Source organism: Streptomyces sp. NPDC008092, assembly GCF_042957285.1.
In the GTDB taxonomy this organism is placed as follows: Bacteria; Actinomycetota; Actinomycetes; order Streptomycetales; family Streptomycetaceae; genus Streptomyces.
On the sequence record NZ_JBIBHY010000025.1, the window covers coordinates 50,119 to 73,514 of the forward strand.

General features: G+C 72.0%; 22 protein-coding genes and 1 pseudogene. 8 read left to right on the top strand and 15 right to left on the bottom strand.

What is annotated here, in order from left to right; translation table 11 throughout:
- Positions 1–218 precede the first annotated feature (218 nt).
- A complete protein-coding gene (locus ACFZB3_RS46980; protein ID WP_391389428.1) occupies positions 219–500 on the bottom strand; it encodes an acylphosphatase in 282 nt (93 codons plus the stop codon).
- 189 nt (positions 501–689) lie between these two features.
- Between ACFZB3_RS46980 and ACFZB3_RS46985 the strand changes: the two genes are divergently transcribed.
- Positions 690–1,829, top strand: a complete 1,140-nt coding sequence (locus tag ACFZB3_RS46985; protein ID WP_391389431.1) for a CAP domain-containing protein — start codon at positions 690–692, stop codon at positions 1,827–1,829.
- Positions 1,830–1,899: 70 nt separating this feature from the next.
- Complete coding sequence (locus tag ACFZB3_RS46990) at positions 1,900–2,301, top strand: winged helix-turn-helix transcriptional regulator (protein ID WP_391389433.1); 402 nt, start codon at positions 1,900–1,902, stop codon at positions 2,299–2,301.
- Here the strand turns inward: ACFZB3_RS46990 and mutM are convergent.
- The 8 genes from mutM to recG form a co-directional block, all read right to left on the bottom strand.
- Positions 2,274–3,134 (bottom strand): bifunctional DNA-formamidopyrimidine glycosylase/DNA-(apurinic or apyrimidinic site) lyase, encoded by an 861-nt coding sequence (mutM, locus tag ACFZB3_RS46995; RefSeq protein WP_391389435.1) that lies wholly within the window; start codon positions 3,132–3,134, stop codon positions 2,274–2,276. The genes ACFZB3_RS46990 and mutM overlap by 28 nt on opposite strands.
- A gap of 85 nt (positions 3,135–3,219) precedes the next feature.
- Positions 3,220–4,074 carry a ribonuclease III gene (gene rnc / locus ACFZB3_RS47000; RefSeq protein WP_391389438.1) on the bottom strand — a complete coding sequence of 285 codons (855 nt, stop codon included), beginning with the start codon at positions 4,072–4,074 and terminating at the stop codon, positions 3,220–3,222.
- 8 nt (positions 4,075–4,082) lie between these two features.
- The gene (gene rpmF, locus ACFZB3_RS47005; RefSeq protein WP_003951102.1) at positions 4,083–4,256 is read right to left on the bottom strand and encodes a 50S ribosomal protein L32; all 174 of its coding nucleotides are present in this window, start codon (positions 4,254–4,256) and stop codon (positions 4,083–4,085) included.
- Positions 4,257–4,258: 2 nt separating this feature from the next.
- Positions 4,259–4,909 carry a YceD family protein gene (locus ACFZB3_RS47010; protein ID WP_391389440.1) on the bottom strand — a complete coding sequence of 217 codons (651 nt, stop codon included), beginning with the start codon at positions 4,907–4,909 and terminating at the stop codon, positions 4,259–4,261.
- A gap of 187 nt (positions 4,910–5,096) precedes the next feature.
- On the bottom strand, positions 5,097–6,203 hold the full coding sequence (locus ACFZB3_RS47015) for an ATP synthase F0 subunit B (RefSeq protein ID WP_391389442.1): 1,107 nt from the start codon (positions 6,201–6,203) through the stop codon (positions 5,097–5,099).
- 57 nt (positions 6,204–6,260) lie between these two features.
- Positions 6,261–6,740, bottom strand: a complete 480-nt coding sequence (coaD, locus tag ACFZB3_RS47020; protein WP_362583540.1) for a pantetheine-phosphate adenylyltransferase — start codon at positions 6,738–6,740, stop codon at positions 6,261–6,263.
- A 26-nt stretch (positions 6,741–6,766) separates the two neighbouring features.
- A complete protein-coding gene (gene rsmD / locus ACFZB3_RS47025; protein ID WP_391389444.1) occupies positions 6,767–7,354 on the bottom strand; it encodes a 16S rRNA (guanine(966)-N(2))-methyltransferase RsmD in 588 nt (195 codons plus the stop codon).
- Between the two features lie 128 nt (positions 7,355–7,482).
- On the bottom strand, positions 7,483–9,687 hold the full coding sequence (gene recG / locus ACFZB3_RS47030) for an ATP-dependent DNA helicase RecG (protein ID WP_391389447.1): 2,205 nt from the start codon (positions 9,685–9,687) through the stop codon (positions 7,483–7,485).
- Between the two features lie 169 nt (positions 9,688–9,856).
- On the opposite strand from recG, the gene ACFZB3_RS47035 reads away from it, so the two are divergent.
- A complete protein-coding gene (locus ACFZB3_RS47035; protein WP_391389449.1) occupies positions 9,857–11,683 on the top strand; it encodes an HSP90 family protein in 1,827 nt (608 codons plus the stop codon).
- On the top strand, positions 11,680–14,598 hold the full coding sequence (locus ACFZB3_RS47040; RefSeq protein WP_391389500.1) for a tetratricopeptide repeat protein: 2,919 nt from the start codon (positions 11,680–11,682) through the stop codon (positions 14,596–14,598). The genes ACFZB3_RS47035 and ACFZB3_RS47040 overlap by 4 nt, the downstream gene beginning before the upstream one ends.
- 19 nt (positions 14,599–14,617) lie before the next feature.
- Here ACFZB3_RS47040 and ACFZB3_RS47045 read toward each other — a convergent pair whose 3' ends face one another.
- The gene (locus ACFZB3_RS47045; RefSeq protein ID WP_391389451.1) at positions 14,618–16,294 is read right to left on the bottom strand and encodes a DAK2 domain-containing protein; all 1,677 of its coding nucleotides are present in this window, start codon (positions 16,292–16,294) and stop codon (positions 14,618–14,620) included.
- A gap of 257 nt (positions 16,295–16,551) precedes the next feature.
- Between ACFZB3_RS47045 and rpmB the strand changes: the two genes are divergently transcribed.
- Complete coding sequence (gene rpmB, locus ACFZB3_RS47050; RefSeq protein WP_003993230.1) at positions 16,552–16,737, top strand: 50S ribosomal protein L28; 186 nt, start codon at positions 16,552–16,554, stop codon at positions 16,735–16,737.
- Positions 16,738–16,828: 91 nt separating this feature from the next.
- A pseudogene (locus tag ACFZB3_RS47055) lies at positions 16,829–17,250 on the top strand (AfsR/SARP family transcriptional regulator); the annotation flags it as partial.
- Between the two features lie 190 nt (positions 17,251–17,440).
- Here the strand turns inward: ACFZB3_RS47055 and thiD are convergent.
- Positions 17,441–18,256 (bottom strand): bifunctional hydroxymethylpyrimidine kinase/phosphomethylpyrimidine kinase, encoded by an 816-nt coding sequence (gene thiD, locus ACFZB3_RS47060; protein WP_391389453.1) that lies wholly within the window; start codon positions 18,254–18,256, stop codon positions 17,441–17,443.
- Positions 18,253–19,218, bottom strand: coding sequence for a thiamine-phosphate kinase (locus tag ACFZB3_RS47065; RefSeq protein WP_093498874.1), 966 nt, complete (start codon positions 19,216–19,218; stop codon positions 18,253–18,255). The genes thiD and ACFZB3_RS47065 overlap by 4 nt, the downstream gene beginning before the upstream one ends.
- Positions 19,219–19,424: 206 nt before the next feature.
- Between ACFZB3_RS47065 and ACFZB3_RS47070 the strand changes: the two genes are divergently transcribed.
- The gene (locus tag ACFZB3_RS47070) at positions 19,425–19,658 is read left to right on the top strand and encodes an Lrp/AsnC family transcriptional regulator (protein WP_093498875.1); all 234 of its coding nucleotides are present in this window, start codon (positions 19,425–19,427) and stop codon (positions 19,656–19,658) included.
- 20 nt (positions 19,659–19,678) lie between these two features.
- A complete protein-coding gene (locus ACFZB3_RS47075) occupies positions 19,679–20,167 on the top strand; it encodes a DUF3515 family protein (protein ID WP_391389456.1) in 489 nt (162 codons plus the stop codon).
- A gap of 177 nt (positions 20,168–20,344) precedes the next feature.
- On the opposite strand, the gene ACFZB3_RS47080 is transcribed toward ACFZB3_RS47075, so the two are convergent.
- The 3 genes from ACFZB3_RS47080 to ACFZB3_RS47090 all read right to left on the bottom strand — a co-directional run bounded on the left by ACFZB3_RS47080 (position 20,345) and on the right by ACFZB3_RS47090 (position 23,377).
- The gene (locus ACFZB3_RS47080; RefSeq protein ID WP_391389458.1) at positions 20,345–21,502 is read right to left on the bottom strand and encodes a D-alanine--D-alanine ligase; all 1,158 of its coding nucleotides are present in this window, start codon (positions 21,500–21,502) and stop codon (positions 20,345–20,347) included.
- Positions 21,503–21,605: 103 nt separating this feature from the next.
- Positions 21,606–22,616 (bottom strand): NAD(P)H-dependent glycerol-3-phosphate dehydrogenase, encoded by a 1,011-nt coding sequence (locus tag ACFZB3_RS47085; RefSeq protein ID WP_391389460.1) that lies wholly within the window; start codon positions 22,614–22,616, stop codon positions 21,606–21,608.
- On the bottom strand, positions 22,613–23,377 hold the full coding sequence (locus tag ACFZB3_RS47090; RefSeq protein WP_391389462.1) for a 1-acyl-sn-glycerol-3-phosphate acyltransferase: 765 nt from the start codon (positions 23,375–23,377) through the stop codon (positions 22,613–22,615). Before ACFZB3_RS47090 ends, ACFZB3_RS47085 begins: the two co-directional genes overlap by 4 nt.
- Positions 23,378–23,396 lie beyond the last annotated feature (19 nt).

The following is a 23,396-nucleotide window of genomic DNA, read 5'->3' on the forward strand; positions in this document are numbered from 1 at the left end:
CACGATCACGCCCTGCATTGGCGGGCGGACCCGGGATCGCGCGGCCCTGAGCGGGCGGCGCCGTGGCTCCTGCGGGGCCCTCAGGGCGTGGCGATCATCTGTAAGTGCGGAGCCTGCCACGACACGCGGTTCTTGGCAACCACCAGGCCATTTCTGCTCGGGGCACATGCCGGTGGCAGATCGCTCCGCTTCCGCACGCGCCGCTCCGCACGGCGGACTCAGCGGATGGCGAAGCCGTCGTAGCCGCCCCGGGGTGTGTCCCAGATCTCGGTGACACCCTCCACCCGCCCGGGCGTGTCATCGCCCTGGAGCCAGTCGAGCAGCCCTTCGCAGCCCGCCTGGGAGCCCTCCGCGACCACCTGGACGCGACCGTCGCCCAAATTGAGAGCAAAACCACTCAGGCCCCCGATCTCCAGCGCCTTGGCCCGTGTGAACCAGCGAAAACCCACACCCTGCACACGTCCGCGGACCCAGGCGACCAGTCGCACATCCTCGCTCATGGGTGCAACCTAACCGGCCAAAGTCACTCGGAGCACCTCCTCCCTCAGCGGTATGGGGTACCGTCCCCACCCAATGAATCTCATATGAAACTCACTCGATCGAGTGAGCCTGGTTGACCAGAAGGAGTCACTGGCCACGCCGGCCCCTGGTCGACCTCGACGGCAAGGACGAGGGAAGAGGGCAAGGACATGGGACGCCACCGACGCCACGCCGCCGGCCGCGCCGCCACGGGCCACGCCACGGGGGTCACGGAGCACGACGGCTCGTACACGGGCGGCCACGACCCGCAGGACTCGTACGCGGGCCTCCGCTACGGCACCGGCACGGCGGCCTACCTGCGCCAGGAGGAGTACGCCGACACCAACGCGCGCAGCTCGGCCTACCTGTTCGCGACCGAGGACGACTACGCCCGCTTCATGAACACCGCCGACTTCCCGGCCGAGGAGTTCACCCCGGCCGGCGGCTCCCCCTCGGGCGGCGGGCACCGGCGCCGGAAGAAGTCGGGGCGGCCGATGGCCACCGGGCTGCTCGGGGTCTCCGCAGCGGTCGCCATCGGCACGGTCGCGGTGGCCACCGGTGTGGTGCCGGGCCTGGAGAACTACAAGCTCGGCGGCAACAGCAGCACGACCGGCGGCGAGCAGGTGCAGGCCGACGGCGCGCCCAGCAACACGGCCGCCGAGCAGGGCGGCACCTCCGGCAGCGCCGAGAGCCGCGGCACCGGTTCCTCGACCAGCCGCGACACCCGGCGCAGCGCCTCGCCGACCCCGTCGGCATCCGCCTCGAAGTCCGCATCGGCCTCCGCCTCCGCCTCCACGTCGCCCAGCCCGACGAAGACGGCGACCGAGAAGCCGACGGACACCGCCACGCCGTCCAAGAAGGCGACGGCCACCCCGAGCAGGACGGCCACCAAGGCGCCGGTGAAGACCGCAGCGCCGATCACCTCCTCCCAGGAGGCCGTCGTCGAGGCCGAGGTGCTGAAGCTGGTCAACGAGGAACGGGCGAAGGTCGGCTGCAGCGCGCTCTCCGCGAACTCCTCGCTCACCAAGCTGGCCGAGGCGTTCAGCGACGACATGGCCGCCCGGGACTTCTTCGACCACACCGACCCGGACGGCAAGACGCCGTGGGACCGGGCCGCGGCGGCCGGCATAGCCAACCTCGGCGGCGAGAACATAGCCCGCGGCCAGGCCACCGCCCAGGCCGTCATGGACGCCTGGATGAACAGCGAGGGCCACCGCGCCAACATCCTGAACTGCGACTTCAAGACCCTCGGGGTCGGCGTGCACTTCGGCGAGGGCGGGCCGTGGTGGACACAGGACTTCGGGTACTAGCCGACAGGGCACACTAACCATCAGTTAGCGCACTCTGTCGGTCAGCGCTGTGCTCCCGTACGCTTCACGCATGACCATCACCCAGGACAGCGTCACGGAGCCGCAGCCTCCGTACGACGTCTTCGCCCGGGCCTGTCCCTCGCGCACCACTCTCGAACACGTGATGGGCCGCTGGGGCGGGCTCACGCTGAGCGCGCTGCACGAGGGGTCGTTCCGGTTCAACGAGCTGCGCCGGCGCGTGGACGGCGTCAGCGAGAAGATGCTCTCCCAGACCCTCCAGGCCCTGGAGCGCGACGGCCTGGTGCACCGCGAGGCCCAGCCGACCAACCCGCCGCGCGTCGACTACGAGCTCACCCCGCTCGGCCGCGGGGTCGCCGAGCACCTGCTGGCCGTCGTCCACTTCGTGGAGGGCCGGATGGACGAGGTGCTGACCGCCCGCGAGCGTTACGACGCGACGCGCGGCGCCCGCTGACACTGCGGACAGAAGTAGCTGGACCGGTTCATCCAGGGCCGCCTGCGTATCGGCGTACCGCACCGCCGGCAGGGCAGCCCCTCCCTGCCGTAGGCGTCCAGCGAGCGGTCGAAGTACCCCGACTCGCCGTTGACGTTGACGTACAGGCTGTCGAAGCTGGTGCCGCCGACGGCCAGGGCCGCGTTCATCACGTCCCGTACGTGGCCGAGGAGTTCGGCGGTGCGGGGGCGGGTGAAACCGGCGGTCGGCCGCTCGTAGTGGATGCGGGCGCGCCAGAGGGCCTCGTCCGCGTAGATGTTGCCGACTCCGCTGATCAGCGACTGGTCGAGCAGCGCCCTCTTGATCGTGGACCGCTTCCGGCGCAGCGCCTGGTGGAAGGCCTCGTCGTCGAACAGCGGGTCGAGCGGATCGCGGGCGATGTGCGCGATGACGTCCGGCAGTCCGTCCGGGGTGTTGTCGTGCAACGACAGCCCGCCGAAGGTGCGTTGGTCGACGAAGCGGAGTTCGGTGTCGACCTCGTCGGCGAACGCGACGCGGATTCTGAGGTGCTTCTCGTCCGGCGCCTCGTGCGGCTGCACCAGCAGCTGACCGCTCATCCCGAGGTGCGCGAGGACCGACTGACCGGTGTCCTCCAGCGGCAGCCACAGGTACTTGCCGCGCCGGCTCGGCGTACCGACGCGGTGGCCCTTGAGCCGGTGCGTGAAGTCGTCGGCACCGGCGAGGTGCCGTCGTACCGCACGCGGGTGCAGGACCTCGGCCTCGGCCACGACACGATGGGCGACCCACCGCTCCAGACCGCGCCGGACGACCTCGACCTCGGGCAATTCAGGCATCGGGACTCCCGGGAAGGACCTTGGAAGACTCCGAGCGCCCGCCCCCTTCGACTACCGGGTGCGGGCGCTCGGGCTGCGCTGTTCGTCAGGCGGAGGCGGCGGACGACGGTGGGCCGTCGTCCTCCTCGGCTTCGGCCCTGGCCGCCTGTTCGGCTGCCCTGGCCTTGGCGCGTTCGTCCGCCGCGGCGCGGATGGCGCGCCAGGCGGACTCGGCGGCCTGCTGCTCCGCCTCCTTCTTGCTGCGGCCGGTGCCGGTGCCGTACGAGACGCCTCCGACGCGGGCGGCAGCAGTGAAGGTCTTCTCGTGGTCGGGGCCGGTCTCCGTGACCAGGTACTCGGGCACGCCGAGGCCCTCCGTCGCGGTGAGCTCCTGGAGACTGGTCTTCCAGTCCAGGCCGGCTCCGAGGTTCGAGGACTTCTCGATCAGCGGGTCGAAGAGCCGGTGCACCAGCTCGGACGCCGAGTCGAGGCCCTGGTCGAGATAGACCGCGCCGATCACCGCTTCCAGGGTGTCGGCGAGGATGGACGCCTTGTCCCGGCCGCCCGTGCCCTCTTCACCGCGGCCGAGCCGGATGAAGGAACCCAGGTCGAGACCGCGACCCACCTCCGCGAGCGCACGCGAGTTCACCACCGCGGCCCGGAGCTTGGCCAGCTGGCCCTCGGGCAGGTCGGGGTGGGTGGTGTACAGCGTGTCCGTGACGACGAGGCCGAGGACGGAGTCACCGAGGAACTCCAGCCGCTCGTTCGTCGGCAGGCCGCCGTTCTCGTACGCGTAGGAACGGTGGGTCAGCGCACGCACCAGAAGGGCGGACTCAAGCTTGTAGCCGAGCCGCCCTTCCAGAAGCGTGTGGGACGAGGCCGTGCTGTCCGCCTTCTTCTTGGCGGTTGGGTCCGCCTTGGGCTCATCGCCCTTCTTGGGACTGGACACAGTGCCTCTCACCTGGCCGCTCAGACTTCGAGGACCTGGCGCTTGTTGTAGGTGCCGCAAGACGGGCACGCGATGTGCTGCTGCTTGGGCTCGTGGCAGCGCTCGCACGCAACCAGGGTGGGGACCGCAGCCTTCCACTGCGACCGGCGGTGGCGCGTGTTGCTGCGCGACATCTTCCGCTTCGGAACAGCCACGGCTACTTCTCCTGCTTCTCGTCGACGCCCGCTTCCGCGTCAGCGCCGCTCATCTCGTCCTTCTCGCCGTCCTTGGTGGAACCGACGAGTCCCTGCAAAGCCGCCCAACGGATGTCGACGGCGTCATGGTGGTGGTCCGGGTCGTCCGTGAGCCGGGCTCCGCACTCGGAGCACAGGCCCAGACAGTCGTCCTGGCACACCGGCTGCATCGGCAGTGCGAGCACCACCGCATCGCGCAGCACGGGTTCGAGGTCGAACAGGCCGTCCTCGATGAAGAACCTGTCCTCGTCGTCCTCGGCGTCGTCGCCCGGTTCCGCGATCACGCGGCCCCGGTCGTCGGCGTCAGGGTACGAGAACAGTTCCTGGAAGTCCGCTTCGAGCTCCTGCCCGACCGGCTCCAGACACCTTACGCACTCCCCCTCGGCCTGTGCACGGGCGGTGCCGGTGACGAGCACACCTTCCATGACCGACTCAAGCCGGAGTTCGAGCTCCACCGGGGCGCCCTGCGGCACTCCGATGACCCCCTTGATCCCGAAGTCCTCGGGAGCGTCGATCGTGCGGGTCAGGCGCTGCAGGGCACCGGGACGCCGCCCCAGCTCGTGCGTGTCGAACACGAACGGGTTGCGGTGGTCGAGGCGCGCGTGAGGAGCCATTCCTGCTTTCGATCTTCGAGTTCAGAGGGACGCCGTCCGGAGACACCTCCGGGCAGCGTGGATCGCGGACGTAGACGCGACCGAAGAGCCAGGATACTGGACCTTTCGCTGTCGGCCCAATCCGCCGGTCGTCCGCCGGTCGTCCGCCGGTCCTGGGACCGCCTTCCGCCCGTCTCCCGCCGGGTTCCTACAGGCCCCGGCCCTGCTCGTAGGCCCGCAACTGCTCCGGCGTGATCATGCTGGTGTCGAAGAGGCTGGTCTCGTCGAGGGCGTACGACTGGTGCTGCTGGTGCTGGGCCGCCGGCTGCTGCTGGGGGTCGTAGACGGGCTGCTGGCCGGTGTCGTAGCCCTGGTAGGCGGCGGCGTACGGATCGGCCTGCTGGTAGCCGTACGGGTCCTGCTGGTAGCCGTAGGCGTCCTGCTGGGCGTAGACGGGCTGCTGCTGGGGGTAGCCGTACGGATCCTGCGCCACCGGCTGCTGCATGGGCTGCTGGTCGTACTGCGGCTGCTGCTGGGCGGCGGCGGGCTGCTCGGTCTGGGCCGCCTGGGCCGCCTGGGCCGCCCGGTCGTCCTGGTCGGCGAGGGCCGCGAGGTCGGCCAGGTAGTCGGCGTCGCTGGAGTGCTGGAACGTCGTGTTGTCGTCGGCCAGGGCGCCGAGGGCGTCGGAGGCGAGCCTGCCGTGCAGCTTGGCGCGGCCCTTGCCGACCGCCTCCAGGGTCTTGGCGAGGACCGCCTCGAAGGCGCCGAGCTTGACGTCGACGTAGGCGTCGGCGTCCCGGCGCAGGGTCTCGGGGTCGTGGCTGCGCTCGGGGGCGTCCTCGTCCTCGTACCCCTGCTCGTCCAGGCCGGGGCCGGTGCCGAGCAGCTTCTCGCGGCCGCGGCCGACCGAGCCGAGGGTCTTGGTGAGGACGACCTCGAAGTTGGCGAGCTTGGAGTCGACGTAGTCGTCGGCGTCGGCGCGGACCTCCTCGGCCTCCTGGCGGGCCTCGGTCAGGATCCGGTCGGCCTCGGCCTGGGAGCGGCGGGCCACCTCGGTGTCGGAGATCAGCGAGCCGCGCTCGGCGTGCGCGGTCTCGATGATCCGCTCGGCCTCCATGCGAGCCTGCTCGACCATCTGGTCCCGGCCGCCGATCAGCTCCTCGGCCTGCGCGAGCGAGCCGGGCAGCGCCTGGCGCAGCTCTTCGAGCATCGCGAGCAGGTCGGCGCGGTTGACCACGCACGACGCCGACATGGGCATGGACCGGGCGCCGGAGACCGTGCTCACGATCTCGTCGAGCTTCTTCTGCACGTCCACCTGTGCTCGCCACTCTCTACAGCTGGGTTGGAGACGGACGGGACGACTGTAGCCCCATCAGTCCTTGCCGAGACGCTTGTTGAGGGCCTCCAGAACGGCCGGCGGAACCAGGTGGGCGATGTCGCCGCCCCACTGGGCCACCTCCTTGACCAGCGAGGAGGAGAGGAAACTGTAGGTCGGGTTGGTCGGCACGAACAGTGTCTCGACGCCCGAGAGGCCGTTGTTCATCTGGGCCATCTGCAGCTCGTAGTCGAAGTCGCTGACGGCTCTGAGGCCCTTGACGATGGCCGGGATGTCGCGCTGCTTGCAGAAGTCGACGAGGAGGCCGTGGAACGCCTCGACCCGGACGTTGCCGTAGTCGGCGGTGACCGTGCGGATCAGGTCGATCCGCTCGTCGATCTCGAACAGGCCCTTCTTGGACTTGTTGATCATCACCGCGACGTAGACCTCGTCGTAGAGACGGGACGCCCGGGAAATGATGTCGAGGTGTCCGTTGGTGATCGGGTCGAACGACCCGGGACAGACGGCGCGGCGCACTTGAGATCCCTCGCTCTCCGGTCCGGTCATCGTGCGTCTTCGCACGTAGCGGCGGCGCGACCGTACCAAAACGTTCCCTCGCCGTAGCGACGGGACCGGAGGCCTTCGAAGCCGGTCGGCCAGTTGAAAACGCCACCTCTGGTGCTGCGCTCCACGGTGACGAGAGCGTCCGGCGCGAGCCACCCCTCGGAGTGGAGTGTGAGGAGAATCTCCCGAAGATCGTCGTCCGTGACGGCGTACGGGGGGTCGAGGAAGACGATGTCGTACGGCGGTACGGGCGCCGGCGACCGGACGATCTGCTCGGCCTTGCCCGCTCTTACCTCGGCGCCGGGGAGCCCCAGATTCTTTACGTTTTCACGTACGACGCGGGCCGCCCTGGGGTCGGCCTCCACGAGGAGGGCGTGGCCGGCGCCCCGGGAGAGGGCCTCCAGGCCCACGGCGCCGGATCCGGCGTAGAGGTCGAGGACGCGTTCGCCGTCCAGGGGGCCGCCGAGGAGGGACTGCCAGGTGGAGAGGAGGCCTTCGCGTGCGCGGTCGGAGGTGGGGCGGGTGCCTGTGCCTGGCGGCACCGTCAGCCGACGTCCACCGGCTGCGCCGGCGATCACGCGGGTCATCTTGAATCCTCGGTTCGGGGTGGTTGCGGATTCAGTTTGGCAGCAGGTGCGTGGGGGTTGCTCGCGCAGTTCCTCCCCCAGCCTTCGGCCGGGGGTACCCCCAGCGCCCATTTCAGGGGCGCGGCAGCTCAGCCCTTTTCCAGGTACTGCTCCCTCTCCTCGTCCAGGAGGGCGTCCAGGGCCGTTCGCAGGCCTGGGAGGTCGGTCAGCTCGGGGTCTCGGGCCACCAGGGCCGTCGCCTCCTCCCGCGCCTCCGCGATGATCTCCTCGTCCTCGATCACGGCGAGGACGCGGAGGCTGGAGCGGGCGCCGGACTGGGCCTGGCCCAGGACGTCGCCCTCTCTGCGCTGTTCGAGGTCGATACGGGAGAGCTCGAAGCCGTCCAAGGTCGAGGCGACCGCCGTCAGGCGCTGGCGGGCCGCGCTCGCCTCCGGCATCTCCGTGACCAGGAGGCAGAGGCCGGGGGCGGAGCCTCGGCCCACCCGGCCGCGCAGCTGGTGGAGCTGGGAGACGCCGAAGCGGTCGGCATCCATGATCACCATGGCAGTGGCGTTGGGGACGTTGACGCCGACCTCGATGACCGTGGTGGCCACCAGGACGTCGGTGTCGCCCGCGGCGAAGCGGCGCATCACCGCGTCCTTGTCGTCGGGGTGCATGCGGCCGTGCAGGACCTCGACGCGCAGGCCGCTCAGCGGGCCCTTGGCGAGGTGGTCGGCCACGTCCAGGACGGCGAGCGGGGGGCGTTTCTCCGCCTCGTCCTCGGCGGACTTCTTCGCCTTCTTGGGGTCATCCTCCTCGTCGCCGATGCGGGGGCAGACGACGTAGGCCTGGTGGCCGTTCCCGACTTCCTCTCCGACCCTTTCCCAGGCGCGGGCCAGGAAGTGGGGCTTGTCGGCGGCGGGGACGACGTGGGTGGCGATCGGGGAGCGGCCGGCCGGGAGCTGGTCCAGGACCGAGGTCTCCAGGTCGCCGAAGACCGTCATCGCGACCGTGCGGGGGATGGGGGTGGCGGTCATGACGAGGAGGTGGGGCGGTTGCTTGCCCTTGCCCCGGAGGGCGTCCCGCTGTTCGACGCCGAAGCGGTGCTGTTCGTCGACGACGACCAGGCCGAGGTCGTGGAACTGGACCTTGTCCTCGATCAGCGCGTGCGTGCCGATCACGATCCCCGCGTCGCCGGTGACCAGGTCGAGCATCGCCTGCCGGCGGGCCGCCGTGCCCATCGAGCCGGTGAGGAGGACGACCTTGGTGGCGTGGTCCGCACCGCCGAGCATGCCGCCCTCGGCCAGCTCGCCCATCATCTCGGTGACCGAGCGGTGGTGCTGCTGGGCGAGGACCTCGGTGGGGGCGAGCATGGCCGCCTGGCCGCCCGCGTCGACGACGGCGAGCATGGCGCGGAGGGCGACGAGTGTCTTGCCGCTGCCGACCTCGCCCTGGAGGAGGCGGTGCATGGGGTGTTCCGTCGCCAGGTCGTCGAAGATCTCCTTCGAGACCTTCTGCTGGCCGTCCGTGAGGGTGAAGGGGAGGCGGTCGTCGAAGGCCGTCAGGAGGCCGTCGGGGGCCGGTCTGCGGGCCACCGCGGGGAGCAGGGCGTCCGCGTGGCGGCGGCGGGCCAGGGCGACCTGGAGGACGAAGGCCTCGTCCCACTTGAGGCGGTCGCGGGCCGCCGCGATGTCCGCCTTGGTGTGCGGGCGGTGGATCTTGAGGAGGGCTTCGGGGAGGGAGACCAGACCGCGGCCTTCGCGGAGCGGCGGGGGGAGCGGGTCCAGGGCCTCCTGGGCGCTGGGGAGGACCGTCTGGACGGCCTTGCCGATCTTCCAGGACTCCAGTTTGGCGGTGGCCGGGTAGAGGGGGATCAGGGCTCCCGCCCAGCTCTCCACCGATTCGTCCGGGTCGTCGCCCCGCAGCAACTCGTAGGCCGGGTGGGCCAGTTGCAGGCGGCGGTTGAAGACCGAGACCTTGCCGGCGAACATCGCGCGGGTGCCGGGCAGGAGTTCCTTGTGGGGTTTGTGCACGCCGCTGCCGAAGAAGACCAGTTGGAGCCGGCCGCTGCCGTCGGTGATCGTGACCTCCAGGCGCTGGCCCTTGCCGCGGGGCGCCTTGGCGGAGGCGAAGGTGTGCAGGCGGGCGTCGGCGACCATGGCGACCACCGTCACGTGCTCGTCCAGGGGCAGGTCGGCGAGGTGGGTGAGCTGGCCGCGCTCCTCGTATCTGCGGGGGTAGTGGTGCAGGAGGTCGCCGACGGAGTGCAGGCCGAGATGCTCGGCCATCACCTTTGCGGTGGCTGGGCCGAGCACTTTCTTCAGTGGTTCTTCCAGTGCGGGCACGAGATCCATTGCACACCACACCACTGACAATGCCGTATATGTCTCGGGAAACCCCTGGTCAGACGGCCGTTTTGAGTCATAGGATGGCGCGCTCCGGCCATCCTTCCGCGGTCACCACCCCACCCGGGACCGCCCGACCCCGCGCCGACCACGTCTTCCCCCCTCCGGCGCAGCGACGATGGACTCCCAGACCTCACAGTCATCCCAGGCATCACAGTCACCTCATACGTTCCAGGTCGACCTGCGTGGTCTGGTGGACCTGCTCTCCCATCACCTGTACTCCAGCCCCAAGGTCTACCTCCGCGAGCTGCTGCAGAACGCCGTGGACGCGATCACCGCGAGACGGGCCGAACAGCCCGACGCCCCGGCGCGGGTGCGGCTGTACGCCGACGGCAGCGCCCTCCGGGTGGAGGACAGCGGCGTCGGGCTCACCGAGTCCGACGTGCACAGCCTGCTCGCGACCATCGGGCGCAGCTCCAAGCGGGGCGACGGGCTGCAGGAGGCCCGTTCCGACTTCCTGGGCCAGTTCGGCATCGGGCTGCTGGCCTGTTTCGTGGTCGCCGAGCGGATCCGGGTGGTCAGCCGCAGCGCCCGCACGCCGGACGCGCCGCCCGTGGAGTGGACGGCCCGCGACGACGGGTCGTACACCGTACGGACGTTGGCGCCCGAGGCCCGGCCCGAGCCCGGTACCACCGTGCATCTGGTGGCGCGGGCGGGCGCCGCGGAGTGGCTGGACGAGCGGCGGGTGCTCGCGCTGGCGCGGGACTTCGGGTCGCTGCTGCCGTACGACGTCCGGGTGGGCGACGAGGCGGTCACCGACCTGCCGGCGCCCTGGGACCGGCCGTACCCCTCCCCCAGTACCCGGCGGGTGGCGCTGGCCCGGCACTGTCACGAGCTGTTCGGGTTCACGCCGTTGGACTCGATCGCCCTTGACGTGCCGCTGGCCGGGATCCGGGGGGTGGCGTACGTGCTGCCGTCGGCGGTGAGTCCGGCGCAGCGGGCCACGCACCGGGTGCACCTCAAGGGCATGCTGCTCACCGAGCGGGCCGAACAGCTGCTGCCGGACTGGGCGTTCTTCGTGCGCTGCGTCCTGGACACGGACAGTCTGCGGCCGACCGCCTCGCGCGAGTCGCTGTACGAGGACGAGACGCTGGCCGCCGTACGGGAGGCGCTCGGCGAAAGGATTCGGTCCTGGCTGACCGGTCTTGCGGCCGGTGATCCGGAACGGCTCTCCGCGTTCCTGTCCGTGCACCACCTCGGGGTGAAGTCGCTGGCCCGGCACGACCCGGAGATGCTGCGGACGATGCTGCCGTGGCTGCCCTTCGAGACCACCGACGGGCAGCTGTCCCTTGAGGAGTTCGCGCAGCGGCATCCGGTGGTGCACTTCACGCGGACGGTCGAGGAGTACCGGCAGGTCGCGCCGATCGCCTCCGCGCAGGGCGTCGGGGTGGTCAACGGCGGTTACACGTACGACAGCGAGCTGGTCGAGGCGCTGCCGTCGGTGCGGCCCGGGTCGGTGGTCGCCGAGCTGGACGCGGACACCGTGACCGCGCATCTCGATGCCGTGGACCCGGCGGAGGAGCTGGCGGTGGCGGGGTTCCTGGGGGTGGCGCGGGCGAAGCTCGACCCACTGCAATGTGACATTGTACTGAGAGCGTTCCACCCCCTCTCGGTCCCCGCCCTCCACCTAGACGACCGCGCCGCCCGCCACGAACAGGCCCGTGCGGAGGCCGAGGAGCAGGCCGACGACCTGTGGGCGGGCATCCTGGGCTCCCTGCGCGGCAGCGCGCCCCGGGCCCGTCTGGTGCTCAACCACCTCAACCCGCTGATCCGGCGGATCAGTGCTCTCAAGGACCCGGAGCTGATCGGCACCGCGACCGAGTCGCTCTACGGTCAGGCGCTGCTGATGGCCCAGCGCCCGCTGCGGCCGGCCGACTCGGCGCTGCTCAACCGCTCGTTCATCGGCCTCCTGGAGTGGGCCACTCATGGGGAAGGCGATCGCTGATGGAGATTGCTGACTTCGACTCGCTGCGCCGGGCGATGGCGGAGAACTCCGAGGAGCCGGAGGGTCCCGCCCGCAACGCGCGCGCGGAGCAGCTGCTGGCGGAGGCCGAGAAGCTGAACATCCCGCTCGCCGTGATCGAGGCGCTCGGGCACCAGCTGAAGGTCTACAACTACAGCTCCGAGAAGGACAAGATGTTCGTCCCGTTCGCGCGGCTGCTGCGGATGTGGGACGAGCGGCCCGAGGACTTCGACGAGTACGAGACGCATTCGCTGCACTGGGTCTTCAAGTGGATGACGGCCGGCATGCTCGACCAGCCGCACGTCCCGCTCGCCTCGATCGAGAAGTGGCTGGGCGAGATGGAGCACCGCTACCGGCTGGCCGGGCACTCCGAGCGGGCGGTGCGCAGCGCGGAGTTCAGTGTCGCCGGGCACGTCGGTGACCTGCCGCGCGCGGAGCGGGCGTACGCGGCCTGGCTGGCGGCGGACCGGGACCGGATGGCCGACTGCCACGCGTGCGAGCTGCACGGCCAGGGCGGCTGGCAGCTGAGGAACGGCCGGGACGCGGAGGCCCTGGAGCTGTGGGGCCCGGTGCTGGACGGCGAGTACAGCTGCGCCCATGAGCCGCACACGGTGCTCGCCTCCTCCCTGGCCCCGTTGCTGCGCCTCGGCCGCGTCGACGAGGCCCGCGCGCACCACCTGCGGGGTTTCCGGCTCGTCCGCCCCATGGAGAGCATGCGGGGCGCCTACGCGGACCACGTGGAGTTCTGCGCGCTGACCGGCAACGAGGCGCGCGGTCTGGAACTGCTGGCGGAACGTCCCGCCTACTTCACGGACACCGGGCAGCCGCGCAGCCGGATGGACTTCCTGGCGGTGGTGGCGCTGCTGATGGACCGGCTGACCGGGCTGGGGCTGGGCGGGCAGCGGGTGCCGGGGCCCGCCGGGCGGACGTGGACCGCCGGGGAACTCGCCGGGCACGCGCGCGCGGAGGCCCTGGAGCTGGCCGCGCGGTTCGACGCCCGCAACGGCACCTCCTACGTCGGCGACCAGCTGCGCGAGCGGATGGCGCAGCAGCCGCTGGTGGACCGGCTGCCGCTGGGTGTGCGGGCGGCGCGGACGGCGCCGGCCGGGCCCCGCACTCCGGTCGCCCCGGCGCCCGCCCGGGAGCAGTCGGAGGGGCCGGAGCAGCCGTCGCTGCCCGCGCTGCTGGCCGAGGCGCGCCGGCTGTCGGACACGCTCCAGCCGCACGCGCTGGAGGCCTGGGCGGCGGTCGCGGAAGCCGCCGAGGAGACCGAGGTGGACACGTACGTCCGCGCGGAGATCGCCGACCACACGGCGATGGGGCGCGGCCCCGAGGGGGTCGAGCTGTTCGAGCGGGCGGCGGAGCTGTACGCGGAGGCGGGCGACGAGGGCGAGGCGATCGCCGCACGCGCGCGTGCCGCCTACGTCCGCGCGCTGTCGGGGGAGCTGGACGAGGCGCTGGCCGCGGTCGACGAGCCGTACGACCGGATCCTCGCGCTGTACGCGGAGGACGCGACCGGGGTGCGGCAGACGGCGTCGGTGCTGATGAGCCGGGCGCGCATCCTGATGCGCCGGGTGCACGAGAGGTCCACCGGCGCCGGGGACGCCGAGCAGGCCGTACGGGAGCTGCTGGCGCTGGTCGGCGGGCGCGGCGGGTCCGACGTGCGGCTGGTGTCCCGGGCGGCCGAGGGGCGGGCGATGCTCGCCGAACTGGCCGAGCACGCCGGGAACGGGGAGCGGGCGGGCGAGCTGTTCCGGCAGGCGACGGCGCAGTTCGTCGGCGCGGAGCTGCCGTGGTTCGCGGTCGAGTACGAGGTGCGGGTGGCCGCGCTCGCTCATGAGCAGGGCGACCTGGCCGAGGCGGAGCGGGCGCTGCGCGCGGCGCTGGAGCACGGCGGGCCGTACGTGGAGCCGGTCGGGCGGGCGCAGCTGCATCTGCAGCTCGCGGAGGTCCTCGGCGGCCGGGGCGCCGCCGAGGAGGCCGCCGAGCACGCCCTGGAGGCGGCGCACTGGGCCGACGAGGCCGGGGAGAGCGGCACGCTGGGCGCCTGGGCCCGGCACCAGCTGGGCGGCTTCCTGCTGCGGCAGGGGCGGTTCGCGGAGGCCGCCGAGGTGCTGGAGTCGGCGCTGGCCGACCTGAGCGCGGAGACGCACGGGGACGGCGCGGTCGTCCAGACCCAGTGGTGGCTCGGGGACTGCCTGAGCGAGCTGGGCGAGCACCACGCGGCGGCCGAACGGCGGCTGCAGGCGGCCGAGATCGCCCGGCACTGGCCCGAGCAGCACGACCACGCCACCCTGGCCCACCTGGCGGCCGAGTCGCTGGGCAACGCGGGGCTGCCCGCGGAGGCGGACCGGGCGTACACGCGGGCGGGCGAGCTGTGGCGGGAGATGGGCAACGTGCACTTCCTGGTGCGCTCGCTGCGGGCCCGCGCCTGGCTGGCGCTGCGGACGGAGGCGGGGACGGAGGGCGCGCGGAAGCTGATGGCGGACGCGGTCCGGGAGTGCGAGGCGGCGCTGGAGGCCGTCGGGGACCCGGCCGCGGCGGAGCGGCTCGCCGGTGAACTCGGGCACACCCACCGGCAGTTCGGTGACCTGCTGGCCCGTTCGGTGCCGGAGGACGCCGACGATCCGGCGATCCAGGGGGCGTTCGAGGAGGCGCTCGCGGAGATGGCTGCCGCGATCTCGGTCTTCGCCGGGCTCGGCGAGGACGGGCTGCACAGCCGTACCGCCGCGGAACTGGCCGCGGGCTGGCTGGAGGCCGACCTCAGCCGGCCCTCCGCGGCGACCGCACGCGCGCGTGCGGTGCTGGACGCCTACGAGGGCGCCGACCCGGCCGACGAGACGGTCCGGGCCCGGCGGGCGGAGGCCCGGCAGCTGCTGGAGCCCACGGAGGAGTGAAGGCGGGCGGGAGAGGGGCTCACTCGACGCCGATGAGGAGCGGAGCCCCCTGCCGGCCGCCCGGGTAGACCACCGTGTCGACGGCGAGGTACGCCTCGCGCACGCGGGCCTCCAGGCGGTCGGCGACGCCGGCGGGGGCCTCGTCGCCGAGGACGAGGGTGACCAGTTCGCCGCCGGCCTGGAGCATCCGGTCCAGGACGGTCTCGGCGGTGGCGGTGACGTCCGAGCCGATCACGGCCACGTCGCCGTCTATCAGGCCCAGGACGTCCCCGGCCTGGCAGATGCCGGCCATGGTCCAGGACTGCCGCTCGGCGACCACGACCTCGGCGTAGCGGGTGGCGCCGGCCGCCGAGGTCATCTGGACGACGTCCTCGTCGAAGCGGCGGTCCGGCTGGTGCACCGCGAGCGCGGAGATGCCCTGGACCGCCGAGCGGGTCGGGATGAGGGCGACCCGGATGCCCTCCGCGCGGGCCTGCTCGGCCGCGGCGGCGGCCGTGTGCCGCAGGTCGGCGTCGTTGGGCAGCAGCACCACCTCGCGCGCGTTGGCGCGCCGCACGGCGTCCACCAGTTCCCCGCTGGCGGGGGGCTCCCCGGGGCGGGCGAGCACGGTGGTCGCGCCGGCGTCGGTGTACAGCCCCACCAGCCCCTCCCCCGGCACGACGGCCACCACGGCCCGCTGCACCCGCTCGCGCGGCGGCCGCGCCCCGCCGGTGTGCACGTCCCCGGCGCCGAAGTGCGTGATCCGGATCCGGTAGGGGCGTCCGGCCTCCACGCCCGCCTCGACGGCGGCGCCGGCGTCGTCGACGTGCACGTGGACGTTCCACAGGCCGTCGCCGCCGACCACCACCAGGGAGTCACCGAGGGCGTCGAGCCGGGCCCGCAGCCGGTCCACGGCGGCGTCCTCGGCCTCCAGGAGGTAGATGACCTCGAACGCGGGGCCGCCGGCGCGCTCCGCGCAGTTGTCGGCCAGGGCGCCGGAAACGGCGTCCACGCGCGCGTGGCCGGCCGGGCCGGGCACGTACGCGTGCAGGTCGAAAGCCGTCGGTGTCTCCCCCGTGAACGCCTCCACCAGCGCCCCGAGCACCGCGACCAGCCCCCGCCCGCCGGCGTCCACCACCCCGGCCCGCTCCAGCGCGGCCAGTTGTCCCGGGGTCGCCGCGAGCGCCTTGCAGGCCCCTTCGTAGGCGGCCCGCGCGACCGCCCCGCAGTCGCCCTCGGCCGCGTCGGCGGCGTCGGCGGCGGCCGTCGCGACCGACAGCACCGTGCCCTCCACGGGGTGGGCGACGGCCCCGCGGGCGGCGTCGGCGGCGTGCCGCAGGGCGAGCCGCAGCCCGGCCGCGTCGATGTGAGTCGCCTCACCCTCGGTGAGGACGTGGGCCATGCCGCGCAGCAGCTGCGCCAGGATCGTGCCGGAGTTGCCGCGCGCGCCTATGAGGGCGCCGTGCGCCATCGCGCGGACGGCGTCGGCCAGGGTCGGCACCTCCTCGCCCAGCTCGTAGCCCGCGAAGACGGCCTCCACGGCCCCCGCGGCCGACTCCACCGTCATGTAGAGGTTCGTGCCGGTGTCGCCGTCGGCCACCGGGTAGACGTTGATCGCGTCGATCTCCTCGCGCGCCCGCCCGAGCGCGCCGAGCGACAGTGCGCACCAGGTGCGTACCGCGAGAGCATCGAAGAATGTCTGCGGCACCTGCGCCACCTGCGCCTCCTTGAGCCGGCCGAACGTGGACGCAGCGTAGACCCCGGAAGGGTGTCCGCCGGAAGAGGGCCGGGGGCGGGCCCCTGAGCTGCCATGCTAGTTTCGTCTAACGGACGCAGCCGTTGTATGCTGCTCCGGTTGCCCGATCCGATCGGGCCATTCCCTGGCAACGCCACTCAAGATCTCTGATCCCAGAATCTCGATCCCGGCACGCCGGGATTCAACCGTAAGTGCATCTGAAGTCTTTGGAGTGACCCGTGGCTGCCAACTGCGACGTCTGCGGCAAGGGGCCGGGCTTCGGCAACAACATCTCGCACTCGCACCGCCGTACGTCCCGCCGCTGGAACCCGAACATCCAGCGTGTGCGTACCGTGGTCGGCGGGACGCCGAAGCGCGTGAACGCCTGCACCTCGTGCATCAAGGCCGGCAAGGTCTCGCGCTGACGCACTGTCGCTGAGCGCGCGGCCATCGCTGGTTCGCTGCACAGAGCCGGTCCACCTCCGGGTGGGCCGGCTTTTTGCCGTGCCCGCGTCCAGCCGTCCCGAAGAGCTGCGGCTGGCCGCCGTACAGGACCGGATCGAGGCGGCCCTGGCGCTCGGCGGCGGCCGGGAGCTGGTGCCGGAGCTGCGGGCGCTGCCGGCCGGACGGCCGCTGAGCGAGTGGCTGTACGGGCAGCTGACGCGGACCCTGCACGCGGCCGGGCGCCCCGCCGGGGCCCTCACGGTGTACGAGGAGGCCCGCCGCACGCTCGCCGACCGGCTGGGGCACCCATCCCTCCCCGGAGCTGTCCGCGCTCCATCTGGAGCTGCCGCGGGGCACGGCGCCCGAGCGGCCCCGCCTGCCGGTCCGGCTCACCCGCTTCGTCGGCCGCGAACCGGAGCTCGCCCGGATCGCCGCCTGCCTCGCCGCCTCCCGGCTGCTCACGCTGACCGGCCCGGGCGGGGCCGGCACGACGTCGAGTACGTCTTCGGCGACTCGATCGCCTCCCTCGCCCAGGACCCGCAGGGCGTCGACGTCACCTTCGACAGGGGCGCGCCCCGCCGGCCGAGCGGCGCATCCGCAGCCGGGACCGGATGTACCGGGTGCTCGCCTCCCGTCCGCCGGCCCGGTTCTCCAAGAAGATGACCGAGACGGCGGCCACCGGCATCAGGCTGCGGGAGTACCCGGCCCTGCCGGTGTCCTGAGGGCCCAGCCATGGTCCACGGGCCCGATCCCGGCGCCGAGCGCGAACCCGGCCGCGATCGCCCCGGTGACGTACTCCTTGGCCGCCGTCACCGCCTCCGGCACGGACTGCCCCTTCGCGAGCTGCGACGCGATCGCGGAGGCGAGGGTGCAGCCGGTGCCGTGGGTGTGCCGGTTGTCGTACCGGGGAGCGCGCAGCAGGAGTTCGTCGGTGCCGTCCGTGAGCAGGTCGACGGCCTCGCCGGGCAGGTGCCCGCCCTTGATCAGCACCCAGGCCGGGCCGTACGACAGCACGGCCGCCGCGGCCCGGTGCAGATCGGCCTCCGACTCGACGTGGACGCTGGTGAGTTGGGCCACCTCGTCGAGGTTCGGGGTGGCGACGGTGGCCAGCGGGAGGAGCCTGGTGCGGACCGAGTCCAGGGCGGAGGCGGCGAGCAGCGGGTCGCCGTGCTTGGAGACGCCGACCGGGTCGACGACCACGGGCGCGTCGGTCCCCGCGAGCAACTCGGCCACCGCCTCCACGAGTTCGGCGGAGGCGAGCATCCCGGTCTTCACCGCGTCGACGCCGATGTCGTCCACCACGCTCCGGTACTGGGCGCGGACGGCCGCCACCGGCAGCTCCCAGGCCCCCTGCACGCCCGTCGAGTTCTGTGCGGTCACCGCGGTGAGCACGCTCATGCCGTGCACGCCGAGCGCGAGCATCGTCTTCAGGTCGGCCTGGATCCCGGCCCCGCCGCCGGAGTCGGAGCCCGCGACCGTCAGTACGCGCGGCAGGCTCACGACTCGATGTCCCCGAAGTGGTCCCAGCCGCCCTTGCTGGTCCACGGCGCGCCGTCGACCGTCACCTGGGGCAGCGCGGACGGGTTGAGGACCTCGCCGATGACCTTCCAGCGGGCGGGCAGCTTCACGTCCGGCGGGAAGGTGGCGACGATCGCGTGGTCCTCGCCGCCGGTCAGCACCCACTGGATGGGGTCGACGCCGACGGCCTGGCCGATGTCGTTCATCTGGGTCGGGATGTCGATGGCGCCGGAGCGGATGTCGATCCGTACCTTGCTGGCCTCGGCGATGTGACCGAGGTCGGCGATCAGCCCGTCGCTCACGTCGCACATCGCGGTCGCGCCGAGCGCGGCGGCGGCCGGGCCCGCGTGGTACGGCGGCTCGGGGCGCCGGTGCGCCTCCACGAACGCCCGCGGCGAGCGGAAGCCGCGGGAGAGCACCGCGTAGCCGGCCGCGGACCAGCCCAGCCAGCCCGTGACGGCGATCAGGTCGCCGGGCTGGGCGCCGGCCCGGGTGACCGGCTCCTGGTTGCGCAGGTCGCCGAGCGCGGTGATCGACACCATGATCGTGTCGCCGCGCACCACGTCGCCGCCGACCACCGAGGCACCGGCCACCTGGCACTCGTCCCGGATGCCGTCCATCAGCTCGCTGGGCCAGGTCACCGGGAGTTCGGCGGGCACCACCAGGCCGAGCAGCAGCGCGGTCGGCACGGCGCCCATGGCGGCGATGTCCGCGAGGTTCTGCGCGGCCGCCTTGCGGCCCACGTCGTAGGCCGTGGACCAGTCGCGGCGGAAGTGCCGGCCCTCCAGCAGGATGTCGGTGCTCGCGACCACCCGGCGGTCGGGCGCGGCGACCACCGCGGCGTCGTCGCCGGGGCCGACCCGGACCGCCGGAGTGGTGGTGAGACGGGAGGTGAGCTCCCTGATGAGCCCGAACTCCCCCAGCTCACCAACAGTGCCCTTCATTGCCCTTTCGCCCCTTCTCTGCCTGGCCGTGCCCGCTCGCGCGTCACCGTCGTCGTGGATACGGTCGAGGTGACCGTCAACATCTGTCGTGCCTGCACCCCGGCGCGCAAGCCCCTGTCCGCGCAGGTCTCCCCGCGGTGAGCGGCGACGCGATACCGTGGCGTTCCTTTTCCCCACATGATCCTCGTGGCCGCCCTGGAGGTTCCGTGGTACAGGCGTACATCCTGATCCAGACGGAGGTCGGCAAAGCGTCGACCGTCGCCGAGATCATCAGCAAGATCCCTGGGGTCATCCAGGCCGAGGACGTGACAGGACCGTACGACGTCATCGTGCGCGCGCAAGCGGAGACGGTCGACGAGCTGGGTCGGCTGGTGGTCGCGAGAGTCCAGCAAGTGGACGGCATCACGCGTACCCTGACCTGCCCGGTCGTCCATCTGTAGCCCCCGTCTACCCTTGGCCGGTGAACTTCTTCCGTCACCGGCCATTCGGTCTGCCCGCGCTCGCCGCGCTGATGATCGCGGCAGCGGGCTGCTCATCAGCAGACGACGCCCCGTCGGCGGCGGTTCCCCGTCCGGGCGGGGCGGTTGCGACGCTCTGCGATCGCCTCGACCGGGTGCTGCCGACGAAGGTCGACAAGCTGGGCCGGCGTGATCCCGAACCGGCCTCCGCGCTGACCGCCGGCTGGGGTGGCGACCCGGCGATCATACTGCGCTGTGGTGTCGAGCGGCCTGCGAAGATGGCTGACGCCGAGGCCGACGGGGTCGAGGTGAACGGGGTCGGGTGGCTGCTGGAACAGGAGTCCGACAAATCGTTTCGGTTCACCACGACGCTGCGGAAGGCGTACGTCGAGGTGACGATCCCCGCGGGGCGGACCGCCGATGGCATGGCGCCGTTGGTGAGCCTGGCGCCGTCCATCAAGAAGGCGATTCCGGAAGGGATTGCCGACTAGGCAGCAGCGCCCCGTACGGGGTGCTGGGGGTACCCCCGGCCGAAGGCTGGGGGAGGAACTGCGCGACCAGCCACGACGGCGCCGCAGTCGACTGACGCCGTGGCGTTCAAGGTCGCCTGTCGGCCGCGCGTCGTCCGTGCTTGCTCCCGCAGTTCCCCGCGCCCCCAAGGGGCCGCGTCAGCGCAGGCCCGTCGAACGGTTCAGGGCGGCCTGGATCAGGCGGTCGACCAGGTCGGGGTAGGTGACGCCGGTCGCCTGCCACATCTGGGGGTACATCGAGATCGGGGTGAAGCCCGGCATCGTGTTGATCTCGTTGATGACGAAGTCGCCGTCCTCCGTGAGGAAGAAGTCGGCGCGGACCAGGCCCTCGCAGGAGGCAGCCTCGAAGGCGTCCACCGCGAGCTTCTGGACCTCGGCGGTCTCCTCGGGCGTGAGGGGGGCCGGGACGATGCCGGGGGTGGAGTCGATGTACTTGGCCTCGAAGTCGTAGTACGCGTGCTCGGAGGGCGGCGGGATCTCCGCCGGGACCGAGGCGCGCGGGCCGTCCTCGAACTCCAGGACGCCGACCTCGATCTCACGGCCGCGGATGCCCGCCTCGACGAGGATCTTCGGGTCGTGGGACTGGGCCTCGGCGATCGCCTCGTCCAGGCCGGAGAGGCCGTCGACCTTGGTGATGCCGATCGACGAACCGGCACGCGCGGGCTTCACGAACAGCGGCCAGCCGTGCTCGCCGGCGAAGTCCACGATCCGCTTGCGGGCGGCGGACTCGTCCTGCTGCCACTCCCGGGGGCGGATCACCAGGTACGGGCCGACGCCGAGCCCGAAGGAGGCGAACACCCGCTTCATGTACTCCTTGTCCTGGCCGACGGCCGAGGCGAGCACGCCCGAGCCGACGTACGGGACGCCGGACAGCTCCAGGAGTCCCTGCAGGGTGCCGTCCTCGCCGTACGGGCCGTGCAGCACCGGGAAGACGACGTCGACCTCGCCGAGCGCCTTGGGCACCGAGCCGGGCTCGCTGTAGACGACCTCGCGGCTGGCCGGGTCGACGGGGAGGACCACGCCGCCCTCGGTGGACTCGGCGAGGTCGCCGACCTCGGGGGTGCGGCGCTCGGCGATGGCCATGCGCTCGGGTTCGTCGGCCGTGAGCACCCAGCGGCCCTCCCGGGTGATACCGATCGGCAGGACGTCGTACTTGGTCCGGTCGATGGCGCTCAGGACGGCTCCGGCGGTGACCGTCGAGATGCCGTGCTCGGAGCTGCGGCCGCCGAAGACGACGGCCACGCGCGGCTTGCGAGCGGGCTGCTCAGGGCTCTGGGGGAGGTTCTGGGTGCTCATATCGCGTTGAGAGTACCCGGTGGTAGAGCCCCGAGACAGCGTCGGCAGGGCCCGAGTGAGCCGGCGCCCCGGAGACGAACGAGCAAAGACAGGAGGGGTTCGCTCAGCGTCGCTCGGGCTTCGCGCTGCGCGACATCAGCTCCCTGAGAGCGACCACCGGCGGCTTGCCCTCGTGCACGATGTCGACGACCGTCTCGGTGATCGGCATCTCCACGCCGTGCCGGCGGGCCAGATCGGCCACCGACTCGCAGGACTTGACGCCCTCGGCGGTCTGCTTGGTGACCGCGATGGTCTCCTCCAGGGTCATGCCCTTGCCGAGGTTGGTGCCGAAGGTGTGGTTGCGGGAGAGCGGGGAGGAGCAGGTGGCCACCAGGTCACCGAGCCCGGCGAGCCCCGAGAAGGTCAGCGGGTCGGCGCCGAGGGCGATGCCGAGCCGCGCGGTCTCCGCGAGACCGCGCGTGATGAGCGACCCCTTGGCGTTGTCGCCGAGCCCCATGCCGTCGGCGATGCCCACGGCGAGGCCGATGACGTTCTTCACCGAGCCGCCCAGCTCGCACCCGACCACGTCGGTCTCGGTGTACGGCCGGAAGTACGGCGTGTGGCAGGCGGCCTGGAGCCGCCGGGCGACCGTCTCGTCGGTGCAGGCGACCACGGCGGCGGCCGGCATCCGGGCCGCGATCTCCCGGGCGAGGTTGGGGCCGGTGACGACGGCGACCCGGTCCGCGGCGACCTTGGCGACGTCCTGGATGACCTCGCTCATCCGCATGGTGGTGCCGAGTTCGACACCCTTCATGAGGGACACCAGGACCGTGTCGGGCGCGAGCAGCGGCGCCCATTCGGCGAGGTTGGCCCGCATGGTCTGGGACGGCACCGACAGGAACGTGAAGTCGGCACCGGCGGCCGCCTCGGCGGGGTCGGTGGTGGCCCTCAGGTTCCCGGGGAGTTCCACACCCGGCAGGTAGTCGGGGTTGGTACGACCGGAGTTGACGGCCTCCGCCACCTCCGCCCGCCGCGCCCACAGGGTGACCTCGCACCCGGCGTCGGCGAGCACCATCCCGAACGCCGTACCCCACGAACCCGCGCTGAAGACCGCCGCCTTGGCAGGCTTGCTCACTTGCCGCTCTCCTCTTCCAGACCGCTCTGCGCACGCGTGCGGCGGCGCTGCTCGATCCGCACCTGGCGTGGATCGTAGGGGGTCTCGGGAGCCTTCTCGCCGCGGATCTCCTCCAGCTGGCGGGTGATGGCCGCCATGATGACCTCGGTCGCCTCCTTGAGGACGTCCTGGGTCATCTCCTTGTCGTAGAAGCGCGTGAGGTCGACCGGCGGGCCGGCGAGCACGTGGTGCGTCTTGCGGGGCAGCAGGTTGGGCTTCTTCGCGTACGGGGGAAGCAGTTCGTTGGCGCCCCACTGGGCGACCGGGATCACCGGGCACTTGGTCTGCAGGGCGACCCGGGCGGCACCGGTCTTGGCGGTCATCGGCCACTGGTCCGGGTCGCGGGTGATCGTTCCCTCGGGGTAGAAGGCGACACACTCACCGCGCTCCACGGCGTCGATCGCGGCCCGGAAGGCGCTCAGCGCGTCGGTGGACTCGCGGTAGACGGGGATCTGGCCGGTGCCCCGCATGACGGCGCCGACGAATCCCTTCTTGAAAAGCCCGCTCTTCGCGAGGAATCGCGGAACACGGCCGGTGTTGTACTGATAGTGGGCGTAGGCGAAGGGGTCGATGTGGGAATTGTGGTTCACCGCGGTGATAAAACCGCCCTCGGCCGGAATGTTCTCCATTCCACGCCAGTCCCGCTTGATCAGAACCACCAGCGGAGGTTTGCAGAGCACCGCAGCGAAGCGGTACCAGAAGCCGATTCTCCGGCGGGGCACGCGGACACCTTCCTCTAGG